The organism is Ensifer sp. ENS11 (assembly GCF_014851895.1).
Taxonomy (GTDB): domain Bacteria; phylum Pseudomonadota; class Alphaproteobacteria; order Rhizobiales; family Rhizobiaceae; genus Ensifer; species Ensifer canadensis.
The window spans coordinates 15049-39410 of sequence record NZ_JACVAN010000006.1 but is presented as its reverse complement, the minus strand read 5'-3'; the positions used below and the strand labels follow the sequence as shown (position 1 = coordinate 39410).

General features: G+C 62.6%; 29 protein-coding genes and 1 riboswitch. Of the genes, 14 read left to right on the top strand and 15 right to left on the bottom strand.

The genetic code is table 11. The features are described from left to right. Nucleotides 1–13 precede the first annotated feature (13 nt). Nucleotides 14–880, top strand: a complete 867-nt coding sequence (locus IB264_RS13545; RefSeq protein WP_025427844.1) for a LysR family transcriptional regulator — start codon at nucleotides 14–16, stop codon at nucleotides 878–880. A gap of 6 nt (nucleotides 881–886) precedes the next feature. Here the strand turns inward: IB264_RS13545 and IB264_RS13540 are convergent, their stop codons facing one another. The 4 genes from IB264_RS13540 to IB264_RS13525 all read right to left on the bottom strand — a co-directional run bounded on the left by IB264_RS13540 (nucleotide 887) and on the right by IB264_RS13525 (nucleotide 3437). After that, nucleotides 887–1558, bottom strand: a complete 672-nt coding sequence (locus IB264_RS13540; RefSeq protein WP_025427845.1) for an amino acid ABC transporter permease — start codon at nucleotides 1556–1558, stop codon at nucleotides 887–889. A gap of 22 nt (nucleotides 1559–1580) precedes the next feature. Continuing rightward, the gene (locus tag IB264_RS13535; protein ID WP_025427846.1) at nucleotides 1581–2396 is read right to left on the bottom strand and encodes a transporter substrate-binding domain-containing protein; all 816 of its coding nucleotides are present in this window, start codon (nucleotides 2394–2396) and stop codon (nucleotides 1581–1583) included. 11 nt (nucleotides 2397–2407) lie between these two features. Continuing rightward, complete coding sequence (locus IB264_RS13530; RefSeq protein WP_038576291.1) at nucleotides 2408–2710, bottom strand: GYD domain-containing protein; 303 nt, start codon at nucleotides 2708–2710, stop codon at nucleotides 2408–2410. Between the two features lie 61 nt (nucleotides 2711–2771). Continuing rightward, the gene (locus tag IB264_RS13525; RefSeq protein WP_025427847.1) at nucleotides 2772–3437 is read right to left on the bottom strand and encodes a cysteine hydrolase family protein; all 666 of its coding nucleotides are present in this window, start codon (nucleotides 3435–3437) and stop codon (nucleotides 2772–2774) included. A gap of 147 nt (nucleotides 3438–3584) precedes the next feature. Between IB264_RS13525 and IB264_RS13520 the strand changes: the two genes are divergently transcribed. Beyond that, nucleotides 3585–4475, top strand: a complete 891-nt coding sequence (locus IB264_RS13520) for a LysR substrate-binding domain-containing protein (RefSeq protein ID WP_192433702.1) — start codon at nucleotides 3585–3587, stop codon at nucleotides 4473–4475. A 15-nt stretch (nucleotides 4476–4490) separates the two neighbouring features. Here the strand turns inward: IB264_RS13520 and IB264_RS13515 are convergent, their stop codons facing one another. The 4 genes from IB264_RS13515 to IB264_RS13500 form a co-directional block, all read right to left on the bottom strand. Then, complete coding sequence (locus tag IB264_RS13515; protein WP_025427849.1) at nucleotides 4491–6182, bottom strand: alpha/beta-hydrolase family protein; 1692 nt, start codon at nucleotides 6180–6182, stop codon at nucleotides 4491–4493. Nucleotides 6183–6361: 179 nt separating this feature from the next. Further along, nucleotides 6362–6994 (bottom strand): LysE family translocator, encoded by a 633-nt coding sequence (locus tag IB264_RS13510; protein ID WP_025427850.1) that lies wholly within the window; start codon nucleotides 6992–6994, stop codon nucleotides 6362–6364. A 313-nt stretch (nucleotides 6995–7307) separates the two neighbouring features. Beyond that, complete coding sequence (locus tag IB264_RS13505) at nucleotides 7308–8597, bottom strand: mechanosensitive ion channel family protein (protein WP_025427851.1); 1290 nt, start codon at nucleotides 8595–8597, stop codon at nucleotides 7308–7310. 258 nt (nucleotides 8598–8855) lie between these two features. Beyond that, entirely contained in the window at nucleotides 8856–9314 is a 459-nt protein-coding gene (locus IB264_RS13500) for an Lrp/AsnC family transcriptional regulator (RefSeq protein ID WP_025427852.1), read from the bottom strand. A 124-nt stretch (nucleotides 9315–9438) separates the two neighbouring features. Here IB264_RS13500 and IB264_RS13495 point away from each other — a divergent pair, with 124 nt between their 5' ends. Continuing rightward, the gene (locus IB264_RS13495; protein WP_025427853.1) at nucleotides 9439–10722 is read left to right on the top strand and encodes a cystathionine gamma-synthase family protein; all 1284 of its coding nucleotides are present in this window, start codon (nucleotides 9439–9441) and stop codon (nucleotides 10720–10722) included. Between the two features lie 55 nt (nucleotides 10723–10777). Here the strand turns inward: IB264_RS13495 and IB264_RS13490 are convergent, their stop codons facing one another. After that, complete coding sequence (locus IB264_RS13490) at nucleotides 10778–11128, bottom strand: VOC family protein (protein WP_025428215.1); 351 nt, start codon at nucleotides 11126–11128, stop codon at nucleotides 10778–10780. A 68-nt stretch (nucleotides 11129–11196) separates the two neighbouring features. Further along, nucleotides 11197–12129, bottom strand: coding sequence for a LysR family transcriptional regulator (locus IB264_RS13485; protein ID WP_051509174.1), 933 nt, complete (start codon nucleotides 12127–12129; stop codon nucleotides 11197–11199). 90 nt (nucleotides 12130–12219) lie between these two features. Here IB264_RS13485 and IB264_RS13480 point away from each other — a divergent pair, with 90 nt between their 5' ends. Next, complete coding sequence (locus tag IB264_RS13480) at nucleotides 12220–12606, top strand: hypothetical protein (protein ID WP_025427854.1); 387 nt, start codon at nucleotides 12220–12222, stop codon at nucleotides 12604–12606. A 16-nt stretch (nucleotides 12607–12622) separates the two neighbouring features. Here IB264_RS13480 and IB264_RS13475 read toward each other — a convergent pair whose 3' ends face one another. Next, nucleotides 12623–13204 carry a TetR/AcrR family transcriptional regulator gene (locus IB264_RS13475; RefSeq protein WP_038576295.1) on the bottom strand — a complete coding sequence of 194 codons (582 nt, stop codon included), beginning with the start codon at nucleotides 13202–13204 and terminating at the stop codon, nucleotides 12623–12625. Between the two features lie 95 nt (nucleotides 13205–13299). Here IB264_RS13475 and IB264_RS13470 point away from each other — a divergent pair, with 95 nt between their 5' ends. The 4 genes from IB264_RS13470 (at nucleotide 13300) to IB264_RS13455 (ending at nucleotide 15978) form a co-directional block, all read left to right on the top strand. Next, on the top strand, nucleotides 13300–14091 hold the full coding sequence (locus tag IB264_RS13470; RefSeq protein WP_025427855.1) for a crotonase/enoyl-CoA hydratase family protein: 792 nt from the start codon (nucleotides 13300–13302) through the stop codon (nucleotides 14089–14091). A gap of 44 nt (nucleotides 14092–14135) precedes the next feature. Beyond that, complete coding sequence (locus IB264_RS13465; RefSeq protein WP_225906551.1) at nucleotides 14136–14510, top strand: helix-turn-helix transcriptional regulator; 375 nt, start codon at nucleotides 14136–14138, stop codon at nucleotides 14508–14510. Further along, nucleotides 14507–15070, top strand: a complete 564-nt coding sequence (locus IB264_RS13460) for an SRPBCC family protein (protein ID WP_025427857.1) — start codon at nucleotides 14507–14509, stop codon at nucleotides 15068–15070. Before IB264_RS13465 ends, IB264_RS13460 begins: the two co-directional genes overlap by 4 nt. Nucleotides 15071–15180: 110 nt before the next feature. After that, on the top strand, nucleotides 15181–15978 hold the full coding sequence (locus IB264_RS13455) for an SDR family NAD(P)-dependent oxidoreductase (protein ID WP_025427858.1): 798 nt from the start codon (nucleotides 15181–15183) through the stop codon (nucleotides 15976–15978). Nucleotides 15979–16024: 46 nt separating this feature from the next. On the opposite strand, the gene IB264_RS13450 is transcribed toward IB264_RS13455, so the two are convergent. Further along, the gene (locus tag IB264_RS13450; protein WP_025427859.1) at nucleotides 16025–16504 is read right to left on the bottom strand and encodes a DUF1772 domain-containing protein; all 480 of its coding nucleotides are present in this window, start codon (nucleotides 16502–16504) and stop codon (nucleotides 16025–16027) included. After that, on the bottom strand, nucleotides 16501–17331 hold the full coding sequence (locus IB264_RS13445) for an NAD(P)H-binding protein (RefSeq protein ID WP_025427860.1): 831 nt from the start codon (nucleotides 17329–17331) through the stop codon (nucleotides 16501–16503). Before IB264_RS13445 ends, IB264_RS13450 begins: the two co-directional genes overlap by 4 nt. 103 nt (nucleotides 17332–17434) lie before the next feature. Between IB264_RS13445 and IB264_RS13440 the strand changes: the two genes are divergently transcribed. The 3 genes from IB264_RS13440 (at nucleotide 17435) to IB264_RS13430 (ending at nucleotide 19606) form a co-directional block, all read left to right on the top strand. Further along, nucleotides 17435–18127, top strand: a complete 693-nt coding sequence (locus IB264_RS13440; RefSeq protein WP_025427861.1) for a TetR/AcrR family transcriptional regulator — start codon at nucleotides 17435–17437, stop codon at nucleotides 18125–18127. After that, a riboswitch (cobalamin riboswitch) is annotated at nucleotides 18126–18395 on the top strand. Its footprint overlaps the gene before it by 2 nt. 42 nt (nucleotides 18396–18437) lie before the next feature. Then, entirely contained in the window at nucleotides 18438–18614 is a 177-nt protein-coding gene (locus IB264_RS13435; RefSeq protein WP_025427862.1) for a CbtB-domain containing protein, read from the top strand. Nucleotides 18615–18811: 197 nt separating this feature from the next. Next, nucleotides 18812–19606, top strand: coding sequence for a CbtA family protein (locus tag IB264_RS13430; protein ID WP_025427863.1), 795 nt, complete (start codon nucleotides 18812–18814; stop codon nucleotides 19604–19606). Nucleotides 19607–19681: 75 nt separating this feature from the next. On the opposite strand, the gene IB264_RS13425 is transcribed toward IB264_RS13430, so the two are convergent. Both IB264_RS13425 and IB264_RS13420 read right to left on the bottom strand, forming a co-directional pair. Further along, a complete protein-coding gene (locus IB264_RS13425) occupies nucleotides 19682–20545 on the bottom strand; it encodes a (2Fe-2S)-binding protein (protein ID WP_025427864.1) in 864 nt (287 codons plus the stop codon). Next, nucleotides 20542–21852, bottom strand: coding sequence for a glucoamylase family protein (locus IB264_RS13420; protein WP_025427865.1), 1311 nt, complete (start codon nucleotides 21850–21852; stop codon nucleotides 20542–20544). Before IB264_RS13420 ends, IB264_RS13425 begins: the two co-directional genes overlap by 4 nt. A 160-nt stretch (nucleotides 21853–22012) precedes the next feature. On the opposite strand from IB264_RS13420, the gene IB264_RS13415 reads away from it, so the two are divergent. The 3 genes from IB264_RS13415 (at nucleotide 22013) to IB264_RS13405 (ending at nucleotide 24261) form a co-directional block, all read left to right on the top strand. After that, complete coding sequence (locus tag IB264_RS13415; protein WP_025427866.1) at nucleotides 22013–22807, top strand: DUF1194 domain-containing protein; 795 nt, start codon at nucleotides 22013–22015, stop codon at nucleotides 22805–22807. Between the two features lie 205 nt (nucleotides 22808–23012). Then, nucleotides 23013–23723: a GntR family transcriptional regulator gene (locus IB264_RS13410; RefSeq protein WP_025427867.1), complete on the top strand. Its 711-nt coding sequence runs from the start codon at nucleotides 23013–23015 to the stop codon at nucleotides 23721–23723. Nucleotides 23724–24021: 298 nt separating this feature from the next. Beyond that, nucleotides 24022–24261 (top strand): DUF982 domain-containing protein, encoded by a 240-nt coding sequence (locus IB264_RS13405; RefSeq protein WP_025427868.1) that lies wholly within the window; start codon nucleotides 24022–24024, stop codon nucleotides 24259–24261. The last annotated feature ends 101 nt before the right edge of the window (nucleotides 24262–24362 follow it).

Here is a 24362-nt window from a genome sequence, read left to right as displayed (position 1 = left end):
GGATGGGATGCCGATGCAAGTGGATCTGATCGAGACGTTTCTGGACCTGATGGAAACCCGTTCCTTCAACCGCACGGCCGAGCGGCTGAACATCACCCAGTCCACCGTTTCCCACCGCGTCAAGGCGCTGGAGGCACAGTTCAATCGCAAGCTCTTTACCCGCAACAAGGGTGGAACCGTGCCGACAGCCGCCGGACTCAGGTTTCTAGACTACGCAATAGCCTTGCAAAACCAGTGGCATGAGGCAACGCGCGCGGTCACCAATGCCGGCGCGCTGGAGCGCTCCATGCGGCTCGGCATCCAGCACGATCTGGCCGAAGCCTTTGCCGGCGAATGGCTATTCACGATCAGGCGTGAGCTGCCGACAACCGAAATCTACATGGAAGCGGATTATTCCAACCAGATGAACCGGGATCTCGGCGCCGGCAACCTCGACCTCGCCATGCTCTATACCCCGCACTATCTGCCCGATCTTCATTACGAAAGGATCGGCGATCTGCATTACATGATGGTGAGCACGGAAGCGGCTGCGCTATCGGATATCAGGGTCGAGACCTATATCCAGGCGATCTATTCGCCGGCCTTCGATCGCGCTCACCGGCTGGCTCTGCCGCATCTCTCCGCAGCGCCTGTTGCGACCGGCCAGAACATGGCGATCACCATGCTCCTGCATTCGCTCGGCGGAGCCGCCTATGTCACCACCGCAACGGCCAGACGGCTGACGCAATCCGGCCACGTCGCCCTTGTTGCCGATGCGCCGGTGATCCCGCAGACGGTCTACGCCGCCACCAGTCTGCGCACCCGTCATGCCCATCAGCACCGCAAGATCATCGGTGCGATGGAGGTGCTGCTTTCCGCAGGAAATGAGGAGGAAGCCTAATGTACGTTACGCCATTCGGCGCTGGATCAGCCGCTGTAAAAACATCAGGATCGAGACGATCGCAAGATAGTAGACGAGTGCTGCCGAATACCATTCGACGAAGCGGAAACTCGACGCGATCGCGTCGTTGACGACGGCCATGATCTCCCGCATCGAAATCACATAGGCAAGCGAGGTCAGCTTGATCAGGTTGATGAACTCGTTGACGAGCACCGGCATGACGATGCGCAAGGCCTGCGGCAGGACGACGAGGCCGAAGGTCTGCAGGCGGTTGAGCCCGAGCGCGCGTGCCGCATCTGTCTGCCCCTGGCCGATCGCCGCGAGCGCCCCGCGCATCGCTTCGGCCATATAGGCGGTCGTCACCAGCGTGAAGGCGATGAAGGCGGCGGCAAAGGGCGTGTACCAGGGCGCGCGCGTCAGGCCGGGAAAGAGCTGCGGCGCACCGTTCCAGACGATCAGCAGCACCAGGATGAGCGGCGACGAGCGAAACAGCCAGACATAGAGCTGGGCCGCCGTGCGCCGCACCGCCGCCATCGAGTTCAGGGCGACGGCGAGCGGCAGGCAGAGCAGAAACGAGGCGACCTGAACCAGGATGGACAGCAGGATCGCGATGGCCGCCCCCTGCAACATGACCGGCATGGTCAGGGCATCCAGAAACAGTTTCGTGTCGAAGTTCATGCCCTGTCCACCTTTTCAAGCCTCAACGATCGTAATCGACGTCGAACAGCGCCGGGTCCAGCCCGTATTTCTTGGCGATGCCGGCAAAAAAACCCTGCTCCTTCAGGGCCTTCAGCCCAGCCTTGACCGCGGCCGCATCGCTGCCTTCCTGGCGGCTGTAGATGCCGTAGGTGAAATCCGATGCCCACGTGTAGGGAAGCTGCAGCGTCCCGTCGGAACGCGAGGCGCGGTAGGCGCCTTCGGCCTCTTCGGTCATCGTCGCATCGACGCGGCCGACGAGGACCTGCTGGTAGGCCGCCTGCTGGGTCGGATATTCCTGGACCTCGACCGGCGGCTGACCCTTGGCGATCAGTTCCTTGTTCAGGGGCTCGATCCGCTCCTGCTTGTAGTAGGCGCCGGCTTCGAGCGCGATCACCTTGCCGCTCAGATCCTCCGGCGCCTTGATTGTGTCGCTACCGGCCTTGGTCACCATCGCGGTGGCCGATTTCATGTAGGACACGCCGTCATAAGTCTCGCGGCGCTTGGCGTTGATGTAGATGCCGCTGACGATCAAGTCGCAGCGCCCGGCCCCGAGCGTCGGCAACAGCCCGGCAAACTCCGTGACGGTATAGTTGACCTTGGCATTCCAGAGACCGGCGAGCGCTTCGACGATCTCGATATCGATGCCGGTCGGGGTTAGATCGGCCGGACTTTCCTTGAAGGTCAGCGGCGGAAAGGCCGCGGTGGTGCACACACCGATATCGCCATCGGCGGCAAAAGCCGGCGGCTCCGCCTGGGCAAGCCCCGCCGACAGCAGGATGGTTCCGAGAAGGGTTGCATGCGATGCCAGTCTGATCATCTCTATTCCCCTCATTGTGTTGGTGAAACGCGCCCGACGATGTCGCCATAGGTCTGGCTGTCGAAGGCGGGAAGGATAAGCGGGTCGACGAACCCGTCGCGTCGTGCCGTCAGCACGTATTGCATCATCGACGCATTATCAGGCATCTCGAAAACCTGGACGAAATCATAGGTTCCGAGCGTGGCGTAGAAGGCGACCGAGCGGCCGCCGAGCGAAGAAACGCGGTCTTCGCTCACCTTGCGCCGCGCGCCGCTGTCGGCGAGTTCGGCCAATCCCTTGGCCGTCAGTTTCATTAGCGAGATATATCGTTGCATGGGGCATCATTCCGTTGAAACGGTTGGCATCAGAACCGGTGATGTGGTGTTGGCGTCAGTGTTAGCGGCTAGCTTTTGCCAGGCCGGCGATGACCGCGTCGCTGGTCGAGACCGTGCCGAAGATGCCGTTCTCGATCGAGATCATGTTGATCGCCGCCTCATGCGCCCATTGCTCGCCGCTGGCGCAGCAATCCGAGATCGTCAGGCACTGGAAATTGCGGTCGCAGGCCTCGCGCAACGTCGTATGCACGCAGACGTCGGTGGTGCAGCCGGTAAACAGCATATGGGTGATGCCCTGCGCTCTGAGCACATGCTCGAGATCCGTATAGGTGAACGAGCTGTTGCAGGTCTTGTCGATGATGACGTCGCTGTCTGCGACATCGAGCTCGGGTAGCAGCTGAAAGCCGGGGCTCGAGCGCAGCAGGACCTCGGTGTTTTCCAGCCCCGAGCGCTTGCGGCGCCATTTTTCGTAAGGCGTCATGTCGGCGAGGTCGGCACGATAGCCCTGGCGCGTATGGATGATCAGGCATCCGGCTTGCCGCGCCGCGGCGATGACACGGTTGACGGCCGGCAGAATTGCCCTAAGCGGCGCCGGATCATAGCCCATCGAAGCGAAGTAGCCGTCGGGCGAGCAGAAGTCGATCTGCAGGTCGATCACCATCAGCGCGGTCTGCGACGGAACCAGCTTTCCGTCATAAGGAAAATCAAATGGTTGGGCCTCGATCATGCATGTCTCCCTCTCTCCGATCCAATTCATAGGAGCAAAAATCGATTGGGAATAGCGATTTTTTGTGCTTGATATTGTCTAGTTTTGCTAAACAATTGCCATTGCTTTGCACGCGACAGTCGATTGTCAATCAAGGCGGAAGTTCGAATGAAAGCTTTGCATTTCCTGCCTTATCTCAGGGCCTTCGAAGCCGTCGCCCGGATCGGCTCCGTGCGCCAGGCGGCCGACGAACTGGGCCTCAGCCCCGGCGCGGTATCGCTGCAGCTGCGCCGGCTTTCAGAGACGACGGGGCTGACACTTCTGGAGAAATCGGGACGCAATATCCGCCTGACGGCGGCCGGACGTGATTTCGCCCAGACCGTCTCCTATGCCATGGGCAATCTTGCCGTCGCGGTCGAGAATGGTGCCGAGCGGCAGCTCGAAAACCACCAGAAGAAGCTGACGGTCGCCCTGCCGCCGGCGCTGGCGATCGCCTGGATGGCCAGCCTCCTGGTGCAGTTCGCCGATGCGCGCGGCGTCAGCGATCTCGCCATGCGCAGCTGCATTCGCGCAAGCGACGTCCTCTGGGACGATGTCGACCTGGCGATCGTCTACGACAATCCGCCCTTCGACGGCCTGTGGTGGCAGGTGGTCAGCGACGTGAAGCTCAGGACCATATGTTCGCCGTTATTGTTCCCGCGGCTGGAAGGCTCGCACCGCGACAGGAAGCTGCGCGACGTCACATTGCTGCATGAGGATGACGGGCGGGAATGGACGCGCTGGTCGGCCGCCTCGCGCATCTCGCTCGAAGGCAGCCGCAGCGTTCGGGTGCCCTCGGTCGCCGTCGCCGTCGCATCCGCCCTGCAGGGACAGGGCATTGCGCTCGTCTCGGACGTTCTCACCCGCTCCTACCTGCAGGAAGGCCGGCTGATCCAGCCGTTCCCGACGGCGATACCGGCATCAGCAGGCTACTATCTTCTCTGTCCGACGGAGAAGGCCGAGGAACCGCTGATCCAGGCGCTTGCCCACCAGATCGCCGCCCACCTGCGTGGCGACTGACTGGCGCCGTACCCTTCAATAGCGCCCTTTGAGCAGCGCCTTCAGCCGCACCGCATCATCCGCGGTTACGCCCGGCGGATCGACAACCTGCATCCACGCATCGATATAGTGTTCCGGCGCATAGACGTGGCCGTAGCCGATCGGCGTCGTCGTGCCCATCGCCATGTCGGCCAGAAGCTGGAACATCGTCACGACAGGAAACCATCGAAGATCGGGCGAGACGTCATGCCCGCGCGGCGCTTTCATCCAGTCCGGCTCGCGGTAGAAGGAATACGGATCGAAGAAGGTGATCGGGTCGCTGGCATATTGCAGGTAGACGATGCGGACATTGCCCCATTCAGGGCCCGGAATATCAAGCGTATTCGCCTGGTTGGTGAAGCGGATCACCGATCCGTCGCGATAGAGCGGGCGCCATTGCGGAGACCCTGGATTGCGATTGCGGGTGATCGATAGCCAGGTCTTCGTCGGAAACGGCGAGCCGACCCAGAGCGCGCCCTGGAACGGATCGCTGATGATGTCGAACGGGTCGACCGAACCCTGCGAATTCATCGAGCCGAGGCTGAGGCCGTAGAGATAGAGCCGCGGCCGCTTGTCCTTGGGCAGCGTCGTCCAGTAGCCGTAAACCGCGTCGAACAGGGCGTTGGCTGTCTCGGCGCCATATTCCGGCTCGACCAGCAGAGAGAGCCAGCTCGTCAGGTAGGAGTATTGCACCGCGACACTGGCGACGTCGCCTTTCAACAGATATTCGAGCGAATCGAGCCCCGGCGGATCGATCCAGCCCGTTCCGGTCGGCACAACGATCATAAGGTTGGAGCGCTCGAACCCGCCGACGCGCTTCAGTTCTTCGAGCGCGAGCTTCGCTCGCTCCTTTGCCGTCTCGGCCGAATTGAGCCCGGCATAGACCCGCAGCGGCTCCTTCGCCCCGCCATTGAAGAAGGCGCCGATGTCCTTGGCGCTCGGCCCTGACGCGATGAACTGGCGTCCCTGCCGCCCGAGTTCATCCCAGGTCATCAGCGACGCGCCACTGCCCGTCTTCATCGGGTCAGTCGGCGGCGCCACATCAGGATCGATCAGCGCGTCGAGCCGTTGGAACGAGCTGTCGGCCGCATGCAGAGCGTAGCGGAAGATCACCCCGTCGGTGGCCGACCAGAACAGTGCAATTGCCGCCGCTACTGCGGCGAGCTTTGCCAGTGGCCGCGTCAACACATACTCGAAGCGCCTGGCGAGAACGCGGAACGTCAACCGAAACAGCCGTGCCAGCAGGACGATGAAGATGAAGACGAGCACGGCAATCAGGCCAAGCTTCAGCGGCTCCGCGCTCTCGACCGGGTCGAGGCCCATGAGGTTCCGCACGGTATTCTGCCACGCCGCCGCCCGCCAGAGGAAGGCGAGTGCAACGGCGGTGCAGCCGAGGGCAGCCACCAGCTTGAGGATCAGCCCGGTCCGTGGCCGCACATCGGGCAGCTCGAGAAACGACCACAGCCAACGAAGGAACACGCCGATGGCATAGCCGGCAGACAGCGAAAGACCTGAGATGACCGCTTGGATGACATAGGGGCGCGGGATCAGGCTTGGCGTCAGCGATGCAGCGAAAAACAGCACCCCGACGATGAGGCCCGTCGTCGAAAACGACGCCCTATGCCCGGACACGAACTGTGGAATGGGCCACTTTGCCACGCGCAGACCTGTCTCTTGAAGGTGATCCACCGGCAGGCTCCTTGTTCACGGTCGTTCATCGAGCGCGCCATTCCGATCGACGCGTTACCCGATTGATAACCGCCAGTCACCGCGCCGACAACCTCGTATCGGCCCTGCAACCGCTACGGGCGCGACAACCCTTGCCAAAGCGGCGAATGCGGCATCCCCTTACACGCGGTGGGTGCGGATCAGCTCTTCTGGAAGGCCAGGTGAACGCCGAGCCCGACGAGCACACCACCGCCGACGCGTTGCATGGCGCGCTGCGCCATGCTCGAACGCTTGAGCCGGGTGATCAGCACGCCCGCGAGGATGACGCAGGCAATATCAGCCGACGAAAACATCAGGTTGACGATCGTGCCGAGGATGACGAACTGCAGCCAGACCGGAAACGCCGCGGATGCATCGATGAACTGCGGCAGGAAGGCGACGAAGAAGATCGCCGTCTTCGGGTTCAGCACTTCGACGGTGATGCTCTCGAAGAAGGCGCGCCGGCCGGATTTCGCCTGGATGCCGGGCAAGGCGCGCTCCCCTTGCGTCTTGGCGCGAAACAGCGAGATGCCGAGCCAGACGAGATAGGCCGCACCGGCAAACTTGACGACCATGTAAAGCACCGGCACCGCATGAAACAGCACCGACAGGCCGGCAGCCGCCGCGAAAACATGCACATAACCGCCGAGGTGAATGCCAAGCGTCGCCATCAATCCGGACCAGCGGCCGCGCGCCATCGTCTGCGCCGCCGCATAGAGCATCGCAGGACCGGGGATATAGGCGAAGATCGCCGTGGTGGCGAGGAAAGCCAACAGCAGTTCCATTGAAGGCATCGATGTGCTCCCGATAGGCTGGACGGTGCGGATAAGCTGGCAATAGACAATGCCTGCGCTTGCTTGGCAAGGCGAATGGGCCAATGCGCGCACGCAGACATTGCGGGCCGGCCCGACCTTGCCACGCCCACCTGCCTGCCGTTTTGGAATCTACAAGCCGGAATGCGGCGCGCATCTCCCAGCCGAGGGCGACCGACGCGCAGGCCGCAACGTCGCCTCCCATAGTTGTCCAGTCCGGTGTTGCGAGCCCAAGACGTGTGCAGCGTCGGGCGTTTCATCGTCCTCCACACCACCCGCGTAGCGGCGTTCCGCTTCACACGCGGGTCACCTCGACAGGTGTCTTCATGATGATTTCACGATGCGGGAACGGGATGGAAATGCCGGCCGCCTTGAACGCATCCCATAGCGCCATCAGCACTTGACCGCGAATATTCGTCAGCCCGTTGCTCGGATCGGAAATCCAGAACCTCAATTTGAAATCGAGCGATGATGCACCGAAACCGGTCATCCAGCAGACCGGCCGGGCATAGGTGCTGGCGACCCGCGGAATCGATGCGGCGGTCTCGATGGCGATGCGCGCGACCTCGTGCGGATCGCTGTCATAGGATGTTCCGAAGTCGATCTCGATGCGAACATAGTCGCTGGAAAACGACCAGTTCACGACTTGCTGCGAAATGAAGTCTTCGTTTGGAATGAGGTATTCCTTGCCGTCTCTCGTGATCACCGAGACGAACCGGGATCGCAGGTCGCGGACCGAGCCGAAGGTATCGCCGAGTGTGATCGTGTCGCCCGGTTTGATGGATTTATCGAGCAGGATAATGATCCCCGAGATGAAGTTGGAGACCACCTTCTGCAGGCCAAAGCCGATGCCGACACCGACGGCACCGGAAAAGATCGTCAATGCGGTCAAGTCGATACCGGTGGCGTTCAGGGCGATTAAGCCGGCGAAGCAGATCAATGCGATCTTGACCAATTTGCTGATGAGGACCTTGAAGGAGGGGGTGAGATCCGCAGACCTCTGTATCCAATGCGCCGAGACGTTACCGAACAGGACGGCGAGCCAGATCAGCGCAAAGGAAAGGACGATAGCCTTCAAGACAAGCAACAGCGAAAGGCGAACCGCGCCGAGATTGAACGCCACGCCATCGAGCGTCGTCAGGATCACGCGATCGAGGCCAATCGCGTAGAGCGCAAAGTAGATCCAGCCAGTGACGGCAACAACACGCGCCAGCGTCTGATTTCTGATGATGCGCGTGAGGACCGAGATAACAAACCACGCCGCCGTAAGCGTAAGCGCGGTGCCGACCAGCCATCGGTATGACGGCCATCCAAAGCGCAACAGCATCGCATCGGCGATCCACAGCCATATAATCAGAAATAGCCACCGTAGCCGCCGCATGAAAGCGATGATGACGCGCAGCAAGTCCGGATTGCCCTTGATGGTGCGTGCGCGAGCTTCGACTGCCGGCTCTATCCGCTTTGCCAGGAGGCCACAAACCAGGTAGCCGGCGACAATCAGGGCGAGTTGATAGAACGTCCACTCGTTGAGAAGGACCGTCCGCATCCAGGAACCAACGGCGTCGAACGCTTCTACGAAATCCATCGCCTTTCTCCGCGAGCGCCATGCGTCCATCTGAGCGCACGAGAGCGGGGTGAGGAAAAGTGGGCGCGGTTTCCGCCCGCATCCCGCCCTAGCCAGAATCGATCACGTTCATGATCGTGGGTCGATCGACCGAAAATCATCGTGATCCAGGGACGCTCTCTTTTGAATCTAGCGCACCCTTTGCACTTTCAAAGCCGCCGCCCGAAAACCTGGTGCGGTCGCGTCGGGAAAATGCGACCCGCATACAGCGCAGTCCTCTCAGATCCGCCGCTCCTTGATCGTGTTCATGACGAAGCTTGTCTCGATCGAGGCCACGCATTTGAGCCGCGCGATCTTCTCCTTGATGAAGCGCTCGTATTGTTCGAGCCCGGCGCTCATCACCTTCAGCACATAATCGCGCGAGCCGGTGACGAGGTGGCATTCGAGCACTTCGTCCCAGCCGCGGATCGCCTGCTCGAACATGACGATCTCGTCCTCGTGCTGACGACTGAGCCTGACGGTCGCGATCGCCGTCATCGTCCAGCCCTCGACCGCCGGGTCGATCAAGGCGGTATAGCCGCGGATCACGCCGGTCTCCTCCAGCCGCCGCAGCCGGCGCAAACAAGGCGACGCCGATAGCCCGACGCGCTCGGCGAGCTCGTTGTTGGTGATGCGCGCGTCGGCCAGCAATTCCTTCAGAATTCGGCGGTCGGTTTCATCGGCAATTTTCTGCGTCATATTCCTTCAGTCCTGGCAATAGTTTGCGCAACTCAAGGGTATGTGATCGCAAATAGCAAGGATCGGTCCAGGCGTCTGATATAATTTGCCTGTCAGTCGCCCCGTTTCGCTTCAGGAGAAAGCCATGACCGCGCCGCACCCCTACAAGACTCATATCGGAAACCACAAGCTGCATCCCGAAACACTGATGCTGAACTATGGCTACGATCCTGAACTGTCGGAGGGGGCCGTCAAGCCGCCGGTGTTCCTGACGTCCACCTTCGTCTTCCGTTCGGCCGAGGAAGGCCGCGACTTCTTCGATTTCGTCTCCGGCCGCCGCGAGCCGCCGGCGGGTGTCGGCGCTGGTCTTGTCTATTCGCGCTTCAACCACCCGAACAGCGAAATCGTCGAAGATCGCCTTGCCGTCTATGAGCGCACGGAAAGCTGCGCGCTGTTTTCCTCCGGCATGTCGGCGATTGCCACGACACTGCTCGCCTTCGTCAAGCCCGGCGACGCGGTGCTGCACAGCCAGCCGCTCTATGGCGGTTCGGAAACGCTGCTGGCGAAAACCTTCCTCAATCTCGGCGTTTCGGCCGTCGGCTTTGCCGATGGCGTCAACGAGGCGGCGGTGACCGCGGCCGCCGAAGAGGCGATGGCCAAGGGCCGCGTCTCGGTCATTCTCATCGAAACGCCTGCCAATCCGACCAACAGCCTAGTGGACGTCGCCATGATCCGCCGCGTCGCCGACGCGATCGGCGCCAAGCAGGGTCACACGCCGGTGATCGCCTGCGACAACACCCTGCTCGGACCGGTCTTCCAGCGGCCGATCGAACACGGCGCCGATATCTCGCTCTATTCGCTGACCAAATATGTCGGCGGCCACTCCGACCTCATCGCCGGCGCAGCCCTCGGCTCGAAGGCGGTGATGAAGCAGGTGAAGGCGTTGCGCGGCGCCATCGGCACGCAGCTCGATCCGCATTCCTGCTGGATGCTCGGCCGCTCGCTCGAAACCCTGTCGGTGCGCATGCACAAGGCCAACGATAACGCCCGCGTCGTCGCCGAGTTCCTGCGCGACCATCCGAAGGTCGAGCGTATCCACTACCTGCCCTTCCACGACGAAGCCTCACCGCTCGGCAAGGCCTATGCGGCGCAATGCACTGGCGCCGGCTCGACCTTCTCCTTCGATATATCAGGCGGCCAGGAAGCGGCCTTCCGCTTCCTCAACGCACTGCAGATCTTCAAGCTTGCCGTCAGCCTCGGCGGCACGGAATCGCTGGCGAGCCACCCGGCGGCGATGACCCATTCCGGCGTGCCGATCGACGTGCGCCGCCGGATCGGCGTTCTCGACACGACGATCCGGCTTTCGATCGGCATCGAACATCCCGACGATCTGGTCGCCGACCTCGCCAACGCGCTGACGCTCGCCTGATTTCGAGAACCTGACATCAGCAGACCGGCCGCCGACGCCTTCGCGACCGGTCTGCTCAATGGGACAGGATGTTGATCACGTTGCCGAACGGGTCGCGGAGATAGAAGCGCCTGACACCCCAGGGCTCATCGGTAATGTCATAGACGATCGCCACGCCCTTTTCCCGGGCTTGGGCATAGACCGCATCGACATCGTCAACCTCGATCGAAAGCACCGGCACCGGCGTGCCGTTCCCGCCCTCACTCGCCACGCTCACCTGCGGCAATGCCGTCTGCCCTTTGGCCGCGAATGTCAGAATCCAGCCGTGATCCATCACCAGCTCGAGCCCGAGCAGATCTGCGTAAAAGGCGTGCGCGGCCTGCGGATCTGACGCGTAAAGATTGGACACGATACGTTTGACTGCCATGTCGTCCTCCCGGTTTTGCCACTCGGCAATCTGTATCGCCACGACAAGTTTGCCAAGAGCAGTGGTGCCTACTCCGATCGCGGCAGCACGGTCCGGATCGCGGTTTCGACCACAGCCTTGAAGCGCGCGATCTCCGGCCGCCGCTGCTGCTGGCGCGAGGTCTCCAGAAAGACCGTTCCCTCGGTGCCGTCGATTGCGAGCGGGCGGATGACGAGCGCCGGATGCAGGCCCGCCAGATGCCGGGCGAGTGACGACGGAACGGTGGCGACCAGCCGGCTCGCGGTCAGTGCATCGCCGATCCCCAGATGCGATGGCATGATGAGCATGATACGGCGCGAGCGCCCGTCCCGCGCCAGCAGCCGATCAAAATGGTTGTCCGAGACCGGCCACGGCAACGAATAGAGATGCGAGGCTGACAAATAGCCTTCGACCGTGACCTCATCCGTCGGAGCCAACGGGCAGAGCGGACCGAACAGGCAGACGAGGCGGTCGATCGCAACCGGGGTCCGGTCAACGAGGCTGCGGTCGTCACGATCGCCGCCGACCGAGATGACCGCATCGACTTCGCCCTGCGACAGTTCGGTGGCGTAGGAGCGGCGCTCGAAGGAGCGGATCTCCAGGCTATGGCACGCATGGTCCTGTTGCACGCCCTGGATCAGCACCGGCAGCAACTGCTGGCGCAGGCCGTCGGGCACCACCAGGGTAAACCGGCGCGCCTGGGGCAACGCTTCCAAAGCGCCGGATGAAACCGCGAGCGTAATGCTGGCAATCATCTCGCTGAGCGGCACCGCGATCTCTTCCATCCGCGGCGACGGCGCCATGCCGGTTGGCGTGCGCGCGAACAGTTCGTCGGAAAAATCCTCCCGCATGCGCCGCAGCCTGTGGCTGATCGACGACGCCGTCACCCCGAGCCGCACCGCCGCCCGCCCGACATGGCGTTCCAGCATCAGTGCATGCAGCACTTTCAGATTGTTGAGGTCGATGCGACGCCAGTCGAGCATGCTGAATTCCGTTCAATGCGAGATGAGGAGCGATCATTTTCCAGCGATCGTTGGCCTTGCTACAGCGGCTCCTTAACACAGGAGACCTCAATGCTTGACCTGAAACGGATCGCCCGCAGCACTTTGCTGCCGCTTCTGTTGCTGCCGGCGCCATCCATCGCCGAAGATGGCGGCCCGCACGTTACCAGCTGCGAAGCGATCTTCCATATGGTTGCGGGCTGGCAGAAGCAACCGCCGGAGTGGCCCGATGTCGAGCTGACGGCCGAGGTCGTGTCGTTGGAGGTTCAGGATCCGATCGCCGTCACCACCCTTTGCCCACAAACCAGGACCCGCGTCGTTTGCCTGGAATACAACAACAGCGCCTTGAAGCCGGGAGACCGGGTCGATGTCAGCGGGCTGGTCTCCGGCACTTTCGAAGACGGCGTCGTGCTCGATCCCTGCGGCACCATCAAGGTCGAAGCTGACGAAAAAACCTGACGACAGAAACCCGAGATCAGCGGGCAGCCGTCGCCACACGCACGAGGGTCGCTGCCGCCTTGCCGGCACTCTCCATATAGCTCGCATCCCGGTGCAGGAGCACGACTGCAAAACTGCCGTCGAGCAGCAACAGCATCTGGCGCGCCAGCTCGCCTGCATCATCGATGCCCGCCACGGCAAACATCTGCGTCAGCCAGGCCTCGAACTTCTTCTTGTGGGCGGCACCGATGCGGATAGCGGGATGGCCGGGCATGTTCGCAAGCTCGGCCGACGTGCGCAGGAAGCCGCACCCCTTCCATTTCGAATGCCGCGCTGCCCGGGCGAGATTGACGAAGATCGCCTCGACCTTCGCGGCAAGATCGCCGTCTGCTGCATCGAACCATCTGCGGAAGAGCGCCAGGTTCGGCTGGTCGCGCCCTTCGAGATAGGCGGCGATCAGCTCGTCCTTGCTCCCGAAATGGTAATAGAGCGTGCGTTTCGTCACCCCGGCAGCTTCAGCCACCGCGTCGACGCTGACGGCGCGAATGCCCTCGGCATAGAAGAGTTTCGAGGCGGCATCGATGATGCCTTCCCGGGTGGTGCGCTCTGGTTTTGCCATATCGATGTATACCGACTAGTGAATATACTTTTGATCTTCCCTCACCTAGCCTTCTTTCGTCAATGCCTCGCTCGACGCGAGGAAGGGAGAACACCATGTCCGACACCGTATTGCTGCAGATTTCCGATGGCATCGCGCTTCTGACGCTGAACCGACCGGCCAAGCTCAATGCGCTGAACTACGAACTGATCGATTGGCTTTTGGGTCTGCTCGACATGATCGAGGTGAACGACACCGTCGGCGCGGTGATCATCACCGGTGCTGGCGAACGGGCCTTTTCCGCCGGCGGCGACATTCCCGAGTTTTCCGGGAGCGTTGCCAAGGGGGCGAACACCGCCGTGCGTGATTTCGTCCGCCGCGGCCAGCGCCTGACCGCAAGGCTGGAGGCATTTCCCAAGCCCATCATCGCCGCCGTCAACGGTCTCGCCTATGGCGGCGGCTGCGAAATCACCGAGGCCGTGCATCTTGCCGTTGCCAGCGATCGCGCCCGTTTCGCCAAGCCCGAGATCAGGCTGGGCATGCCGCCGACCTTTGGCGGCACCCAGCGCCTGCCCCGGCTTGCCGGCCGCAAACGCGCGCTGGAACTGCTTTTGACCGGCGACGACTTTTCGGCCGAACACGCGCTCGAACTGGGGCTGGTCAACAGCGTCGTTGCCCACGACGAGCTCATGCCTGCCGCCCGCGCGCTTGCCAGACGCATCCTGCGACATTCACCGCTTGTCGTCCAGACGATCATCACCGCCGTCACCCGCGGCCTCAACATGTCGATATCAGAGGGGCTTCTGGTGGAAAGCGAACAATTTGCCCGCATGGTGCCGACCGCGGACCTCACAGAGGCGTTGGTCGCCTGGAAGGATCGGCACAGAGATATTCAACCAATCGGTTGACAATAACCGCGAGATCGGCGATATTCAACGACATGGTTGAATATATGAACGATCGGCTTGACGCCGTATTCCATGCGCTGTCCGACCCGACGCGGCGGGCGATGCTGCAGGATCTGTCAGCGGGTGAGCGGCTGGTGGGCGAGTTGGCCGCACCCTTCTCGATCTCGCTTGCCGCCGCATCGAAACACATCAAGGTGCTCGAAGGCGCCGGTCTCGTGCGGCGCGAAGTGCGCGGCCGGGCGCATGTCTGCCGGCTCGACGCCGAGCCGATGCATGCCGGCATGGAATGGATGCGCCATTACGAAGCCTTCTGGCGTCAACGCATCGATGTGTTGGAGGCACTGCTTCTGGCCGAGGACGCCGCGAAGGCCGCAGACAGGCAGACCACGACGCCGCAGCAAACGGAGAAGAAGCGATGACACCGCAAGCCGGCATGGACGACGGCGGATATGCCCGGATCGTCGCGCCGGATGCGGCACGCATCGAGCGGTTGTTGCCCGGCCCGATCGAGCGCATCTGGGCCTACCTGACGGAGGAGGACAAGCGCCGCCAGTGGATGGCGTCGGGCACCATAGGTGCTATAGCCGAATCGACGGTCGAACATATCTTCCGCCATGAGGACCTCGGCACGGATTGCGGTGAGCCGCCAACCAAATATGCCGCCCTTGCCGGCGAAAGCCGTATCCATGGCCGCATCATCGCCTGCAAGCCGCCGTACCTGTTGGCCTATACCTGGGGCGAAGGCACGCCGACGCCGTCGCAGGTGCGCTTCGATCTGGAGGCCAAGGGCTCAGAAGTGCTGCTGGTGGTCACCCATTCGCGCATCGCGACACAGGAGATGATGGCAAGCGTGGCTGCCGGCTGGCACACCCATCTCGACATTCTCGCCGATGTGGTTTCCGGCCGCACCTCGCATGGCTTCTGGAACAAGCATACTAGGCTCGAACAGGAATATGCGCGGCAGATCGCTGCGCGCTAGTACCCGTTAACACATCATACTTGCTGCACGGTTTTCTCCCTTGGATCGATATCGATCCAGGGGCCCATGCCGCACGCCCATTCACCCCAACAGGATCAAGGGAGGCTACAATGTTGCTTCAGGATAAGAGTGCGATTGTTTATGGCGGCAGCGGCGCCATCGGCGGTGCTGCGGCGCGTGCCTTTGCCCGCGAAGGCGCGAGTGTCTTTCTCGTTGGACGAACGGCCGAAACCCTGGATCGTACGGCCAAGGCAATACGGGCGGCGGGTGGAAAGGCGGAGTTCGACGTCCTCGACGTGATGGATCAAGCCGCCGTCGAGCGGCATGCGCAATCGGTTGTCGACCGAACCGGCAGGATCGACGTGGTCCTGACCGCTGTCGGCTTTGCCCACATTCAGGGCCCGCCGCTTTCTGAGCTGACGCTGGAACAGTTCGAGCACCCGATTGCAGCCTATACCCGCGCCAACTTCATCACCGCCAAGGCGGCAGCAGCGCAGATGGAAAGAAACGGCAGCGGTGTCATCCTGACGCTTTCGACGCCCGGCTCGCGCATGTCCGGCTCGGGTTTCCTCGGCTACGGCACCACCTGCGGCGCCATCGAGACCTTCTCGCGCATTCTCGCCGGCGAACTCGGCAGCCATGGCATCCGCGTCATCTGCCTGCGGCCGGATGCCATTCCCGAGGCACTGCCAGCTTCGCATGCGCGCGCCGTCTTTCAAGGGTTTGCCGACCGGTTCGATACCACTGTGGAGGAGATGCTCGACGGTCGGGCAAAGTCCGGCACATTGCTCGGCCGTTTCCCGAGGCTCGACGAGGTCGCCGACTATGCCGCCTTCGTCGCCTCGGACCGGGCGGGCGCCATGACCGGCGCGATCGCCAACCTCACCTGCGGCTCGCTGGTTGATTGAAATGAACGACCGGCGGACCTTCACAGGGTCGCGTCGGTCGTTCTCTTCAGCTGCGCGCAAAACCCAGAATGAACAGCGCCAGAGCGCCGATCGAGGAAATCGTGCGCACATGGTTCCACCAGACCCAGTCGGTCAGGTAGTGCTGCTGCCAGATTTCGGTGGCAGCCTGCCCAGACGTGGCAGCCGCCAGCGCATCGTTCATCGGCACGTTGAAGATAATGGTGACGATCAGCACGCCGGCGACGTAGGCGATGCCGCCGGCCGCCAGCAGCAGGCTGCCGTTACCGCCCCAGATGAAGGCCGCGACGACCAGCGCGAGCCCCAGAAGCGCCGTGCCCATGAAGGTACTGAGGAACAGCGGATTCTGGATCACCACGTTGATGGCGTTCATCGCCGCGATCCCCTGCTCCGCCGGCAGCCGCGACAAAGCCTGCATGATGCAGACCGAGAAGATGAAGAACAGCCCGGCCATCAGGCCGGAGCCGATTGCGGCGGCAAACGCCAGAGCGGGGATCAGCGGGATCATGCGGCGATACTCCAGACACCAGTTGCAGCGGTCTCCCGGGCATAGTCGGCGAAGTCGCGCGGTTTGCGCCCAAGCACGCGCTCGACATCGGACGTCACTTGCGAATTGCGCCCGTCGAGCACCGACGTGAAGAGATAGCGGATGAGTTCGACATAGTCATCAGGCAATCCGTCGGCCCGCAACTGCACCGTGAAGTCGGCAACCGGCACGGACTGATAGCCGATCCGGCGGTTGGCAGCCGTCGCGATCTCGGCCACGGCCTGGGCAAAGGTCATCAGCCGCGGGCCTGTCAGCTCATAGACCTTGCCGACATGCCCCTCGTCCAGAAGGGCTGCAACTGCCACGTCGGCGATGTCGTCGGTGCTGATGAAGGGTTCGGTGATCTCATCCGGCGGCAGGAACACCGATCCGCTGCGAACGGAATCGGTCAAAAAATCCTCGCTGAAATTCTCGAAGAACCAGCTTGCCCGGATGATCGTCCAGTCGGCGCCGGAGGCCTGCAGTTCGCGCTCGGCCGCTTCCGCCTCGTCCTCGCCGCGCCCCGACAGAAGCACCAGCCGCTTGATGCCCGAGCGAACGGCAAGCCTCGAGAATTTGCGGATGGTTTCGACGGCGCCCGGCACCGCCAGATCCGGCTGGTAGCTGATATAGATGCGCTCGACATTTTCAAGCACGGGCGCCCAGGTCGCCTCATCCGTCCAGTCGAAGGAAGGCGATGCCGAACGGGCGCCGATGCGCACCGCGATACCCCGCTCCTCAAGGCGGGCCGCCACCCGCCGCCCCGTCTTGCCCGTACCGCCCAGAACCAGTGTGAGTTTGTCAGTCATCGCTTCCTCCTGAGGTTGATTGCAAAACATGAGCATCTCTCACATTTGCAAATGTGATAAATCCTCGTATTTTAGGAGTCAAGTCAAAATGTGAGCATTACTCATGATTCCCGATGCAAGCCCTTCCACAATCCCCGCTGACGACGAGCCGGCGCTGCGCCGCACGCCCAGCCAGAAGCGCAGCCGCGAGCGCGTCGAGCACATCCTTTCCTGCGCCACGGCGATCATCCAGGAGAAGGGCAGCGACGCCATGCGCATGAGCGAAGTCGCTGAAAAGGCTGGAATCTCGATCGGCTCCCTCTACCAGTACTTCCCCGACAAGGCGGCGATCGTGCGCACGCTGGCCGAGCGCTACAATGCGGTCTGCAATGAATGCATCGGGGCCGAGCTTGCCAAGGTGACGTCGATCTCGGAACTGCGTGACGCCTTCTCCATGCTGTTCGACATCTATTACGATATGTTCCTGGCCGAGCCTGTGATGCGCGACATCTGGTCAGCGATGCAGGCCGACAAGGCGCTGCGCGAGATCGACCTTTTGCAAAGCCGTGCCGGCGGCCAGCTTCTGGCCGACGTCTGGGCTCGGTTTGCGCCCGACACGCCGCGCGAAACGATCGACAGCGCCGCCTTTTTGATCATGCATCTCGGCGATTGCACGATGCGGCTTGCGGTCTCCGTCACCAGAGCAGAGGGCGACCAGATCGTCGAAGCCTATAAACGCATGATCCTTCGTGATTTTGTCGCGGATGGACCGGGCGGCGGCGCAAGTCTAATTGACATCTCCGGGGTGCGATCCTAATCATCGTGGATCGATTGGTTCCCGCAACGCGAACGCGTTTCGGGAGTAAACGGGAACGTGACGGATGGACCCATGCTGGGCATTCAAATCACGGCCGACCCCGCGACTGTAGAGCGACGTGAATGCGCCGTTCCGGAGCGATCCGGAAGAAGCCACTGGAGACAAGACCGCGAGAGGGCGGCCCTTGCTCTGGGAAGGCGAGGCAAATCCAGGGTGATCTCACCCGACGTCCTGAGCCAGGAAACCTGCCAGTCGATGCGGGCATAGGGCCCAAACCGGGAAAGATCCCGACGCCATCACGGAGGTTGTCATGGCTACATCTACAGTTTCGAGCATTCCGCTCTCCCTCAGCGATCGTCTGACCGCAGGTATCATCGCGCTCCTCATCGGCGGCTTCCTCGTCTTCGGCGCAGGCCTGGCGAACTCGGCCGTGCTGCACGATACCGCGCACGACACCCGCCACTCCTATGGCTTCCCCTGCCACTAAGCGATGTTCCGGGACGCGACTTGCGTTCCGCATCGACATAGCTGCGGACAAAAACGCTTCCGGCAGACAGCCGGACGCGTTTGCTCGCGTCTGATGCAGATTGAAGATCTGCCGGACGGAGCCGTTCGCATATTTGCCAGTGGGACACGGCGCTGCCTGCCAGATGCATGGCGCGCCGATATCGAGGGATATCGAAAATGATTGTCAGAACGCTTCTGGCCGCGATCGTGGCTGGATTGATTGCCGGTGTCTTCATGACCGGCGCCCAGGAACTGCGCGTCGTACCGCTGATCCTGCACGCGGAAGAATTCGAAGGCGAGGCACCGGCCGCCGGCGAACAACCAGCCGTTCAGCCGGGAACGGCCGATCCGGCCGCAGCAAACCACGACCAGCATTCGTCGCTGAAGGCGGTTTCGCCGATTGGCGCTTTGCTTGACGCCCTGTCGCCGATCACGCCTGCCTACGCCCATGAGGGCGAACACGAGGAAGGCGGCATCATGTTCGGCATGAGCCGCTTTTCCGGCACGCTGATCGCCAATCTGGTGACCGGCTCCGGCTTCGCGCTGCTGCTCGCCGGCGTCAGCCTCGTCATCGGCTACCCGATCACGCTCAGGAACGGCGCGCTCTGGGGCGCCTGCGGCTGGCTTGCCGTGCACATGCTGCCGGCAATCGGTCTGCCGCCGGAACTGCCGGGCTTCCCGGCCGCGGAACTCGGCGACCGCCAGGTCTGGTGGGGTGCAACCGTGCTGTTGTCTGCCGCCGGTCTCTATCTGCTGGTCTTGCGGCAAGAGATCGCCGCCAAGATCATCGGCCTCGTGCTGATCGCGGCACCGCATGTCTATGGCGCGCCGCAACCGTCGGACATCTCCAGCAATGTGCCGGCCGTGCTCGGCGCTGAATTCGCCGTGGCAGCCCTTGCCACCACGCTCGCGTTCTGGATTGTTCTCGGCGTCGTGTCGGGCTTCATCAACGATCGTTTCGCCAAGGCGTAACAGACCGGCCAGATTTCGCCATCAACCCGGAGCCCCTGATATCGCCGATATCAGGGGCTTTGTCGTCGAGATGTCTCAGCGCGCCTGCAATGCCAGCAGATGCGCCTGCAACCGCGCGCGGCGGTCGTCCGGCGCCAGCATCACGCAACTGTCGCAGAAGCTGCCACCTTCCGTTCGATAATAGAGACAGCAGCCGCCGCGCAGGCGATAGGTGCGCGACAGCGCATGATTGCCGCCGATCTCGATCACGATGTCCTCGTAACGGAGCTTGTCGGAAAATAGCGACGTACCCGCGCGCTTGACGATCGCCAGCGCCCTCGCCATCGCGGTCTCCTCGTCGCCGAGGACGCGGCCGATCTCCAGGAACCCACCGGCAAGCGAATCCGCCGCAAGCCGCCATTGCGCGCCCGAGGACAGGCCGGTGCGACGCTTCAACATGACGACGATCGGCGCCAGATGCGCAGCGAAGGTTTCGCCGAAGACGTCCGCAGTCGCCGGGGCATGATCCCCGGCTGCGGGCAAGGCAAGGCTGAAATGAAACCGCTTGGCCGCGACAAGCCGTTCGCCATAGGCCCGCGAAAATTCTTCGAAGCGAAGGCCGCGAACGGCTGCCACGATGCCCCCACCGAGATAGAGGCCGCCAAGCGCGAGCGTGAGCTGGTTGCTGTAAAAGGCAATCAGATGGGCGGCGCGGATCTTGTCGTCCATGCCCTCGGCAAAGCGATCCTGATAGGCAAGGCTGTCTTCAAGCCCGACGCCCTCCTCCACCCAGAACCGCGCCTCGGGAAGAAATACGTCGCCGGCGGCCCCGAGCGAAAAGCCCACTTCGGGGAAAGACGACTGCAGGTGCGCGAGAACGCCAAGGGCGCTCTGGCGCAACGCCGCGTCCGCCTCGTCCTCCGCCGGGCGCTCGTCCTGCCGCTCGTGGCCCAAGCTCATGCCGTCTCCCTGGTCTCAAGCCAGCCGCCGCGAAAATCCGCCCGCTGCAATCCGCGCCGTATGGCCGGAATGCTGCGCGTCAGCTCCCAGACGAAACCGTTTCTGGCATTCTCGATCATCATCACGACAAGCCCCTGGTCAAGCCCGACCACGCGGTCGTCGACCCAACCCTCCGGGCCCACACCGGGCAGGCTCGGATTGAACCCGCCGGGAAACCGGCTCTCGCACAGAATGTCCGGGTAACAGTTCTCGAGCTCGGCGAGTGCCGACTGCGACGCATCGGCAGCGAAAGGCAGACAGGCAACCGGTGCCCAAGGTGCCAGCGTGCCATCGTCAGGACCACCGGGCGCGCCGCGCGCCGCATAGCCGAGCATCCGCTGCCAACGCCCATCGACAAGCCGCTGCCGCCCCGCCGGTCCACCGCAGGCGCTGAGGCCCCACATATCCCCGCCGTAACCGGCGAAATCGCCGGGATTGCGCTCGGCATGGGCTCGCTGCAGCGCGATCGCCCGGCAGGTATTGTCGAAATAATCAGTCGCCTCGTCACGCATCGGCGCATCGCCAATGCCGCGAAGGTCCAACCAGGCTTGCGGAAAGAGATGGACGAACAAAGGCGCGGCCTGCAGATGCGGCGCACCGTCGACCGTGGTCCACGCATAGGCGGCCGTGAATTCGCGGTAGTGCTCCGGGCCGATTGCATGGTGCGGCGCGCCGAGCGCGAGCACGTAGAGCAGCAGTGCCTCGCTGTAGCCCTGCCATCGATACTTAAGAAACCGCCCGGGCGGTCGCCAGCCCATCGTCAGTATCTCGCCACGGCCGAGCGCCCAGCGCCAATCCACCCGGGCATAGAGCTTATCCGCAAGCGCGCGGATTTCCCGCTCCCCCGCACTGTCGCCGGAGAAATAGGCGCCTGCGGTCAAAACGCCGGCAATCAGCAGCGCGGTATCGATGGTGGAAAGCTCGCACTGCCACACCCGCTCGCCGGTCTTCATGTGGAGAAAGTGATAGTAGAAGCCGCGATAACCGGTGGCGAGCGCATCGCTCCCCTGCCGGCTTTGCGCCAGAAACCGCAGGGTCATCAGCACCCGGCCGGCCGCTTCGCCGCGCCCGATCCAGCCGCGCTCGACGCCAACAGGGTAGCAGGAAAGCCCGAAACCGGTGGCAGCGATGCTTGAGGGCGCGTCGGGAAGCGACGTATCGGCGACAAGCCCGGTGCCGGCATCGCTATAGCGCAGGAAATAGTCGAAAGCGGCGGACTGCAGCCTATCGACCTGAAAACGCTCCGTATTCCGTGTCTGTTGAAGCATATCCTCAGCTCATGCAGGCCCGTCGGCACGGTATCGATCGGCAGTAAACCCTGTCGATATCACCTTTTATTGAAGGTCAGCCAACCCCAAACAGTCGCGATAAGCCAATCCTGTGCTACATTTCCTGAGATGACGCGGCTCGCAATGACGGGTTGAAGCGATGTTAACCATGCTGGCGTTGATCCTTTCCCTGACTGGTGGCCCGACCCAATCGACCGCCGCGCACACCGACGTCGATGTCGAACTGGTGCTGGCCGTCGACATGTCCGGCTCGATGGATCTGGACGAAGCCCGCGTCCAGCGCGCCGGCTACGTGCAGGCGCTGCGCCATTCCGACTTCCTCAATGCGGTAACGAGCGGTCGCTATGGCCGGATCGCCCTTGGCTATTTCGAATGGGCCGGCACCGTCAACGAATCCTCCGTCGTTGCCTGGCAGGTGATCTCCAACGCCGCCGAAGCGGACGCCTTTGCCGCGCTGATCGAGGCCCGCCCCGTCGGCACCCGCCGCGGCACCTCGATCTCCAACGCGCTCACTTACGGCACAGCGCTGATCGACTCCAACGCCTTTGCCGGCATGCGCCGCATCATCGACGTGTCTGGCGACGGACCCAACAATATCGGCCCACCGGTCATTCCCGCCCGCGACATCGCCATTGCCCGCGGCATCATCATCAATGGCCTGGCGATCCTGATTAGACCGTCCGTCTCGACCGGGCCGCTCGACCAGTATTATGCCGAGTGCGTCGTCGGCGGCCCGGGCTCCTTCGTGCTGCCGGTGCATGAGCCGGAAGATTTCGCCATCGCCATCCGCCAGAAGCTGATCCTGGAGGTCAGCGGCCTGCCGCCACCGCCGCGTGTGCGCCTCGTCGATGCCTTGCCCGCTCCCGACTGCCTGATCGGCGAGAAGCTCCGGCCAGGCTTCATCGACCGCGTCTATCCCGAACTTGACAAGTAGTCGGCCCACATTGGCAACGACGCTTTGCCATGCCAGATTGTCGTTTCCTTACTGCATGTTTCCTTAAATCCTATTCGATTTAAGGATAAAAACAGGCAGCCATTCAAAGTGCTACAGCGACATTTGCGCGTCTAATAAGACGCGCGGCGCTGTAGGGCGCGCGCGTCGATAAGATGCCGCGTTCAATCGTGGATCGATTTCCTTCATGTCCCTGACCACCCATCCTGCGGCGGCCGACGCGTCCACCGACACCAGCACCCGACAGATTCGCGACAAGCTGCGCGATGCGATCGTCGAACGACGGCTTGCGCCCGGAACCAAGCTGTCCGAAAGCGATGTCGGCGATCTGTTCAACGTCAGCCGTACGCTGGTGCGCGCCGCGCTGCAGTCGCTCGCCTATGAGGGGCTGGTCACTGTCGAGAAGAACCGCGGCGCCTTCGTCGCCCATCCCTCGCCGGATGAAGCCCGCCAGATTTTTGCGACCCGCCGACTGATCGAGCCGGGCCTCGTGCGCGCCGCCGCGCCGCGCATTGGCGCGGCTGATATCGATGAGCTGCGCCGCCTGCTTGCCGCCGAACATCAACTGACCGCACAGCGCGGCCGGTCGGCGCGCCGCGCCGAGATCAAGGCCTCGGGTGATTTCCACCTGGCGCTCGCCGATCTCAGCGGCAATGTCATTCTCAGGCGCTTCATGGATGAGCTGGTGGCGCGCTCCTCGCTCGTCATCGCGCTTTATGGACAATCGAGCGTCTCGACCTGTGGCCACGACGAGCATGGCGACATCCTGACTGCGATCGAAACCGGCGACATCGACACCGCCTGTGCGCTGATGATCCGCCATATCGATCACATCGAGGCCGATCTCGACCTCAGGGAGCGCAAGCCGACCGACCTCAGGGCCGCGCTCGATCTCTGATCGCTGACAGCCAAAACGCTTGAACGGTTTCAGGGAGACGGCCTGCACCCGGCCGCAGGCCCCTCGCCGCTCCCCACGCCTCCATCATTCGAAAAAATCTTTCGCAAAAATTGTCACGGCGAAAGCGTGCCGGCTCTCGTCCGAAAGCCTTGTCTTCCAGGGCTTCCGACGGCCCCCCATCTGGCCGAACACATCGGGTCGGCATCGTCATGGTTAAAAAAGTGCAGCCGCGGAGGGAACCATTGGCGCTCCCCGGCGTTGGCCTCGCGCTCAAAAGACTATGAACGAGGAATGCAAGATGAGCGAAAAAACCTTCGCAACGCCGATCCACCTGAAACTGTCGTCCAAGCGGCAGACCGTCGTCAGGACGGTCTGGGAGGCGCTCGAACTGCTGCGGCAATGGCCGGGCAGACGTGGACGGGAATATCGTGCCGCCCTTCAGCGCTGCCTGGATGCGCTTGACGGGCTGACCAGCGTCAACAGGGCAAGCCAATGCTTCACCGCGGCCGCCCGTGAATCGGGCCTTCTGCTTGCCTGAGAAAAACTCCAGTTTTCCGACATTCACGCACCGACTGAACGGCCGGTGCGTCCACCGCTCTTAAACCGCATGCCGTTTTCGCAAAACCGCTGCACACTTTT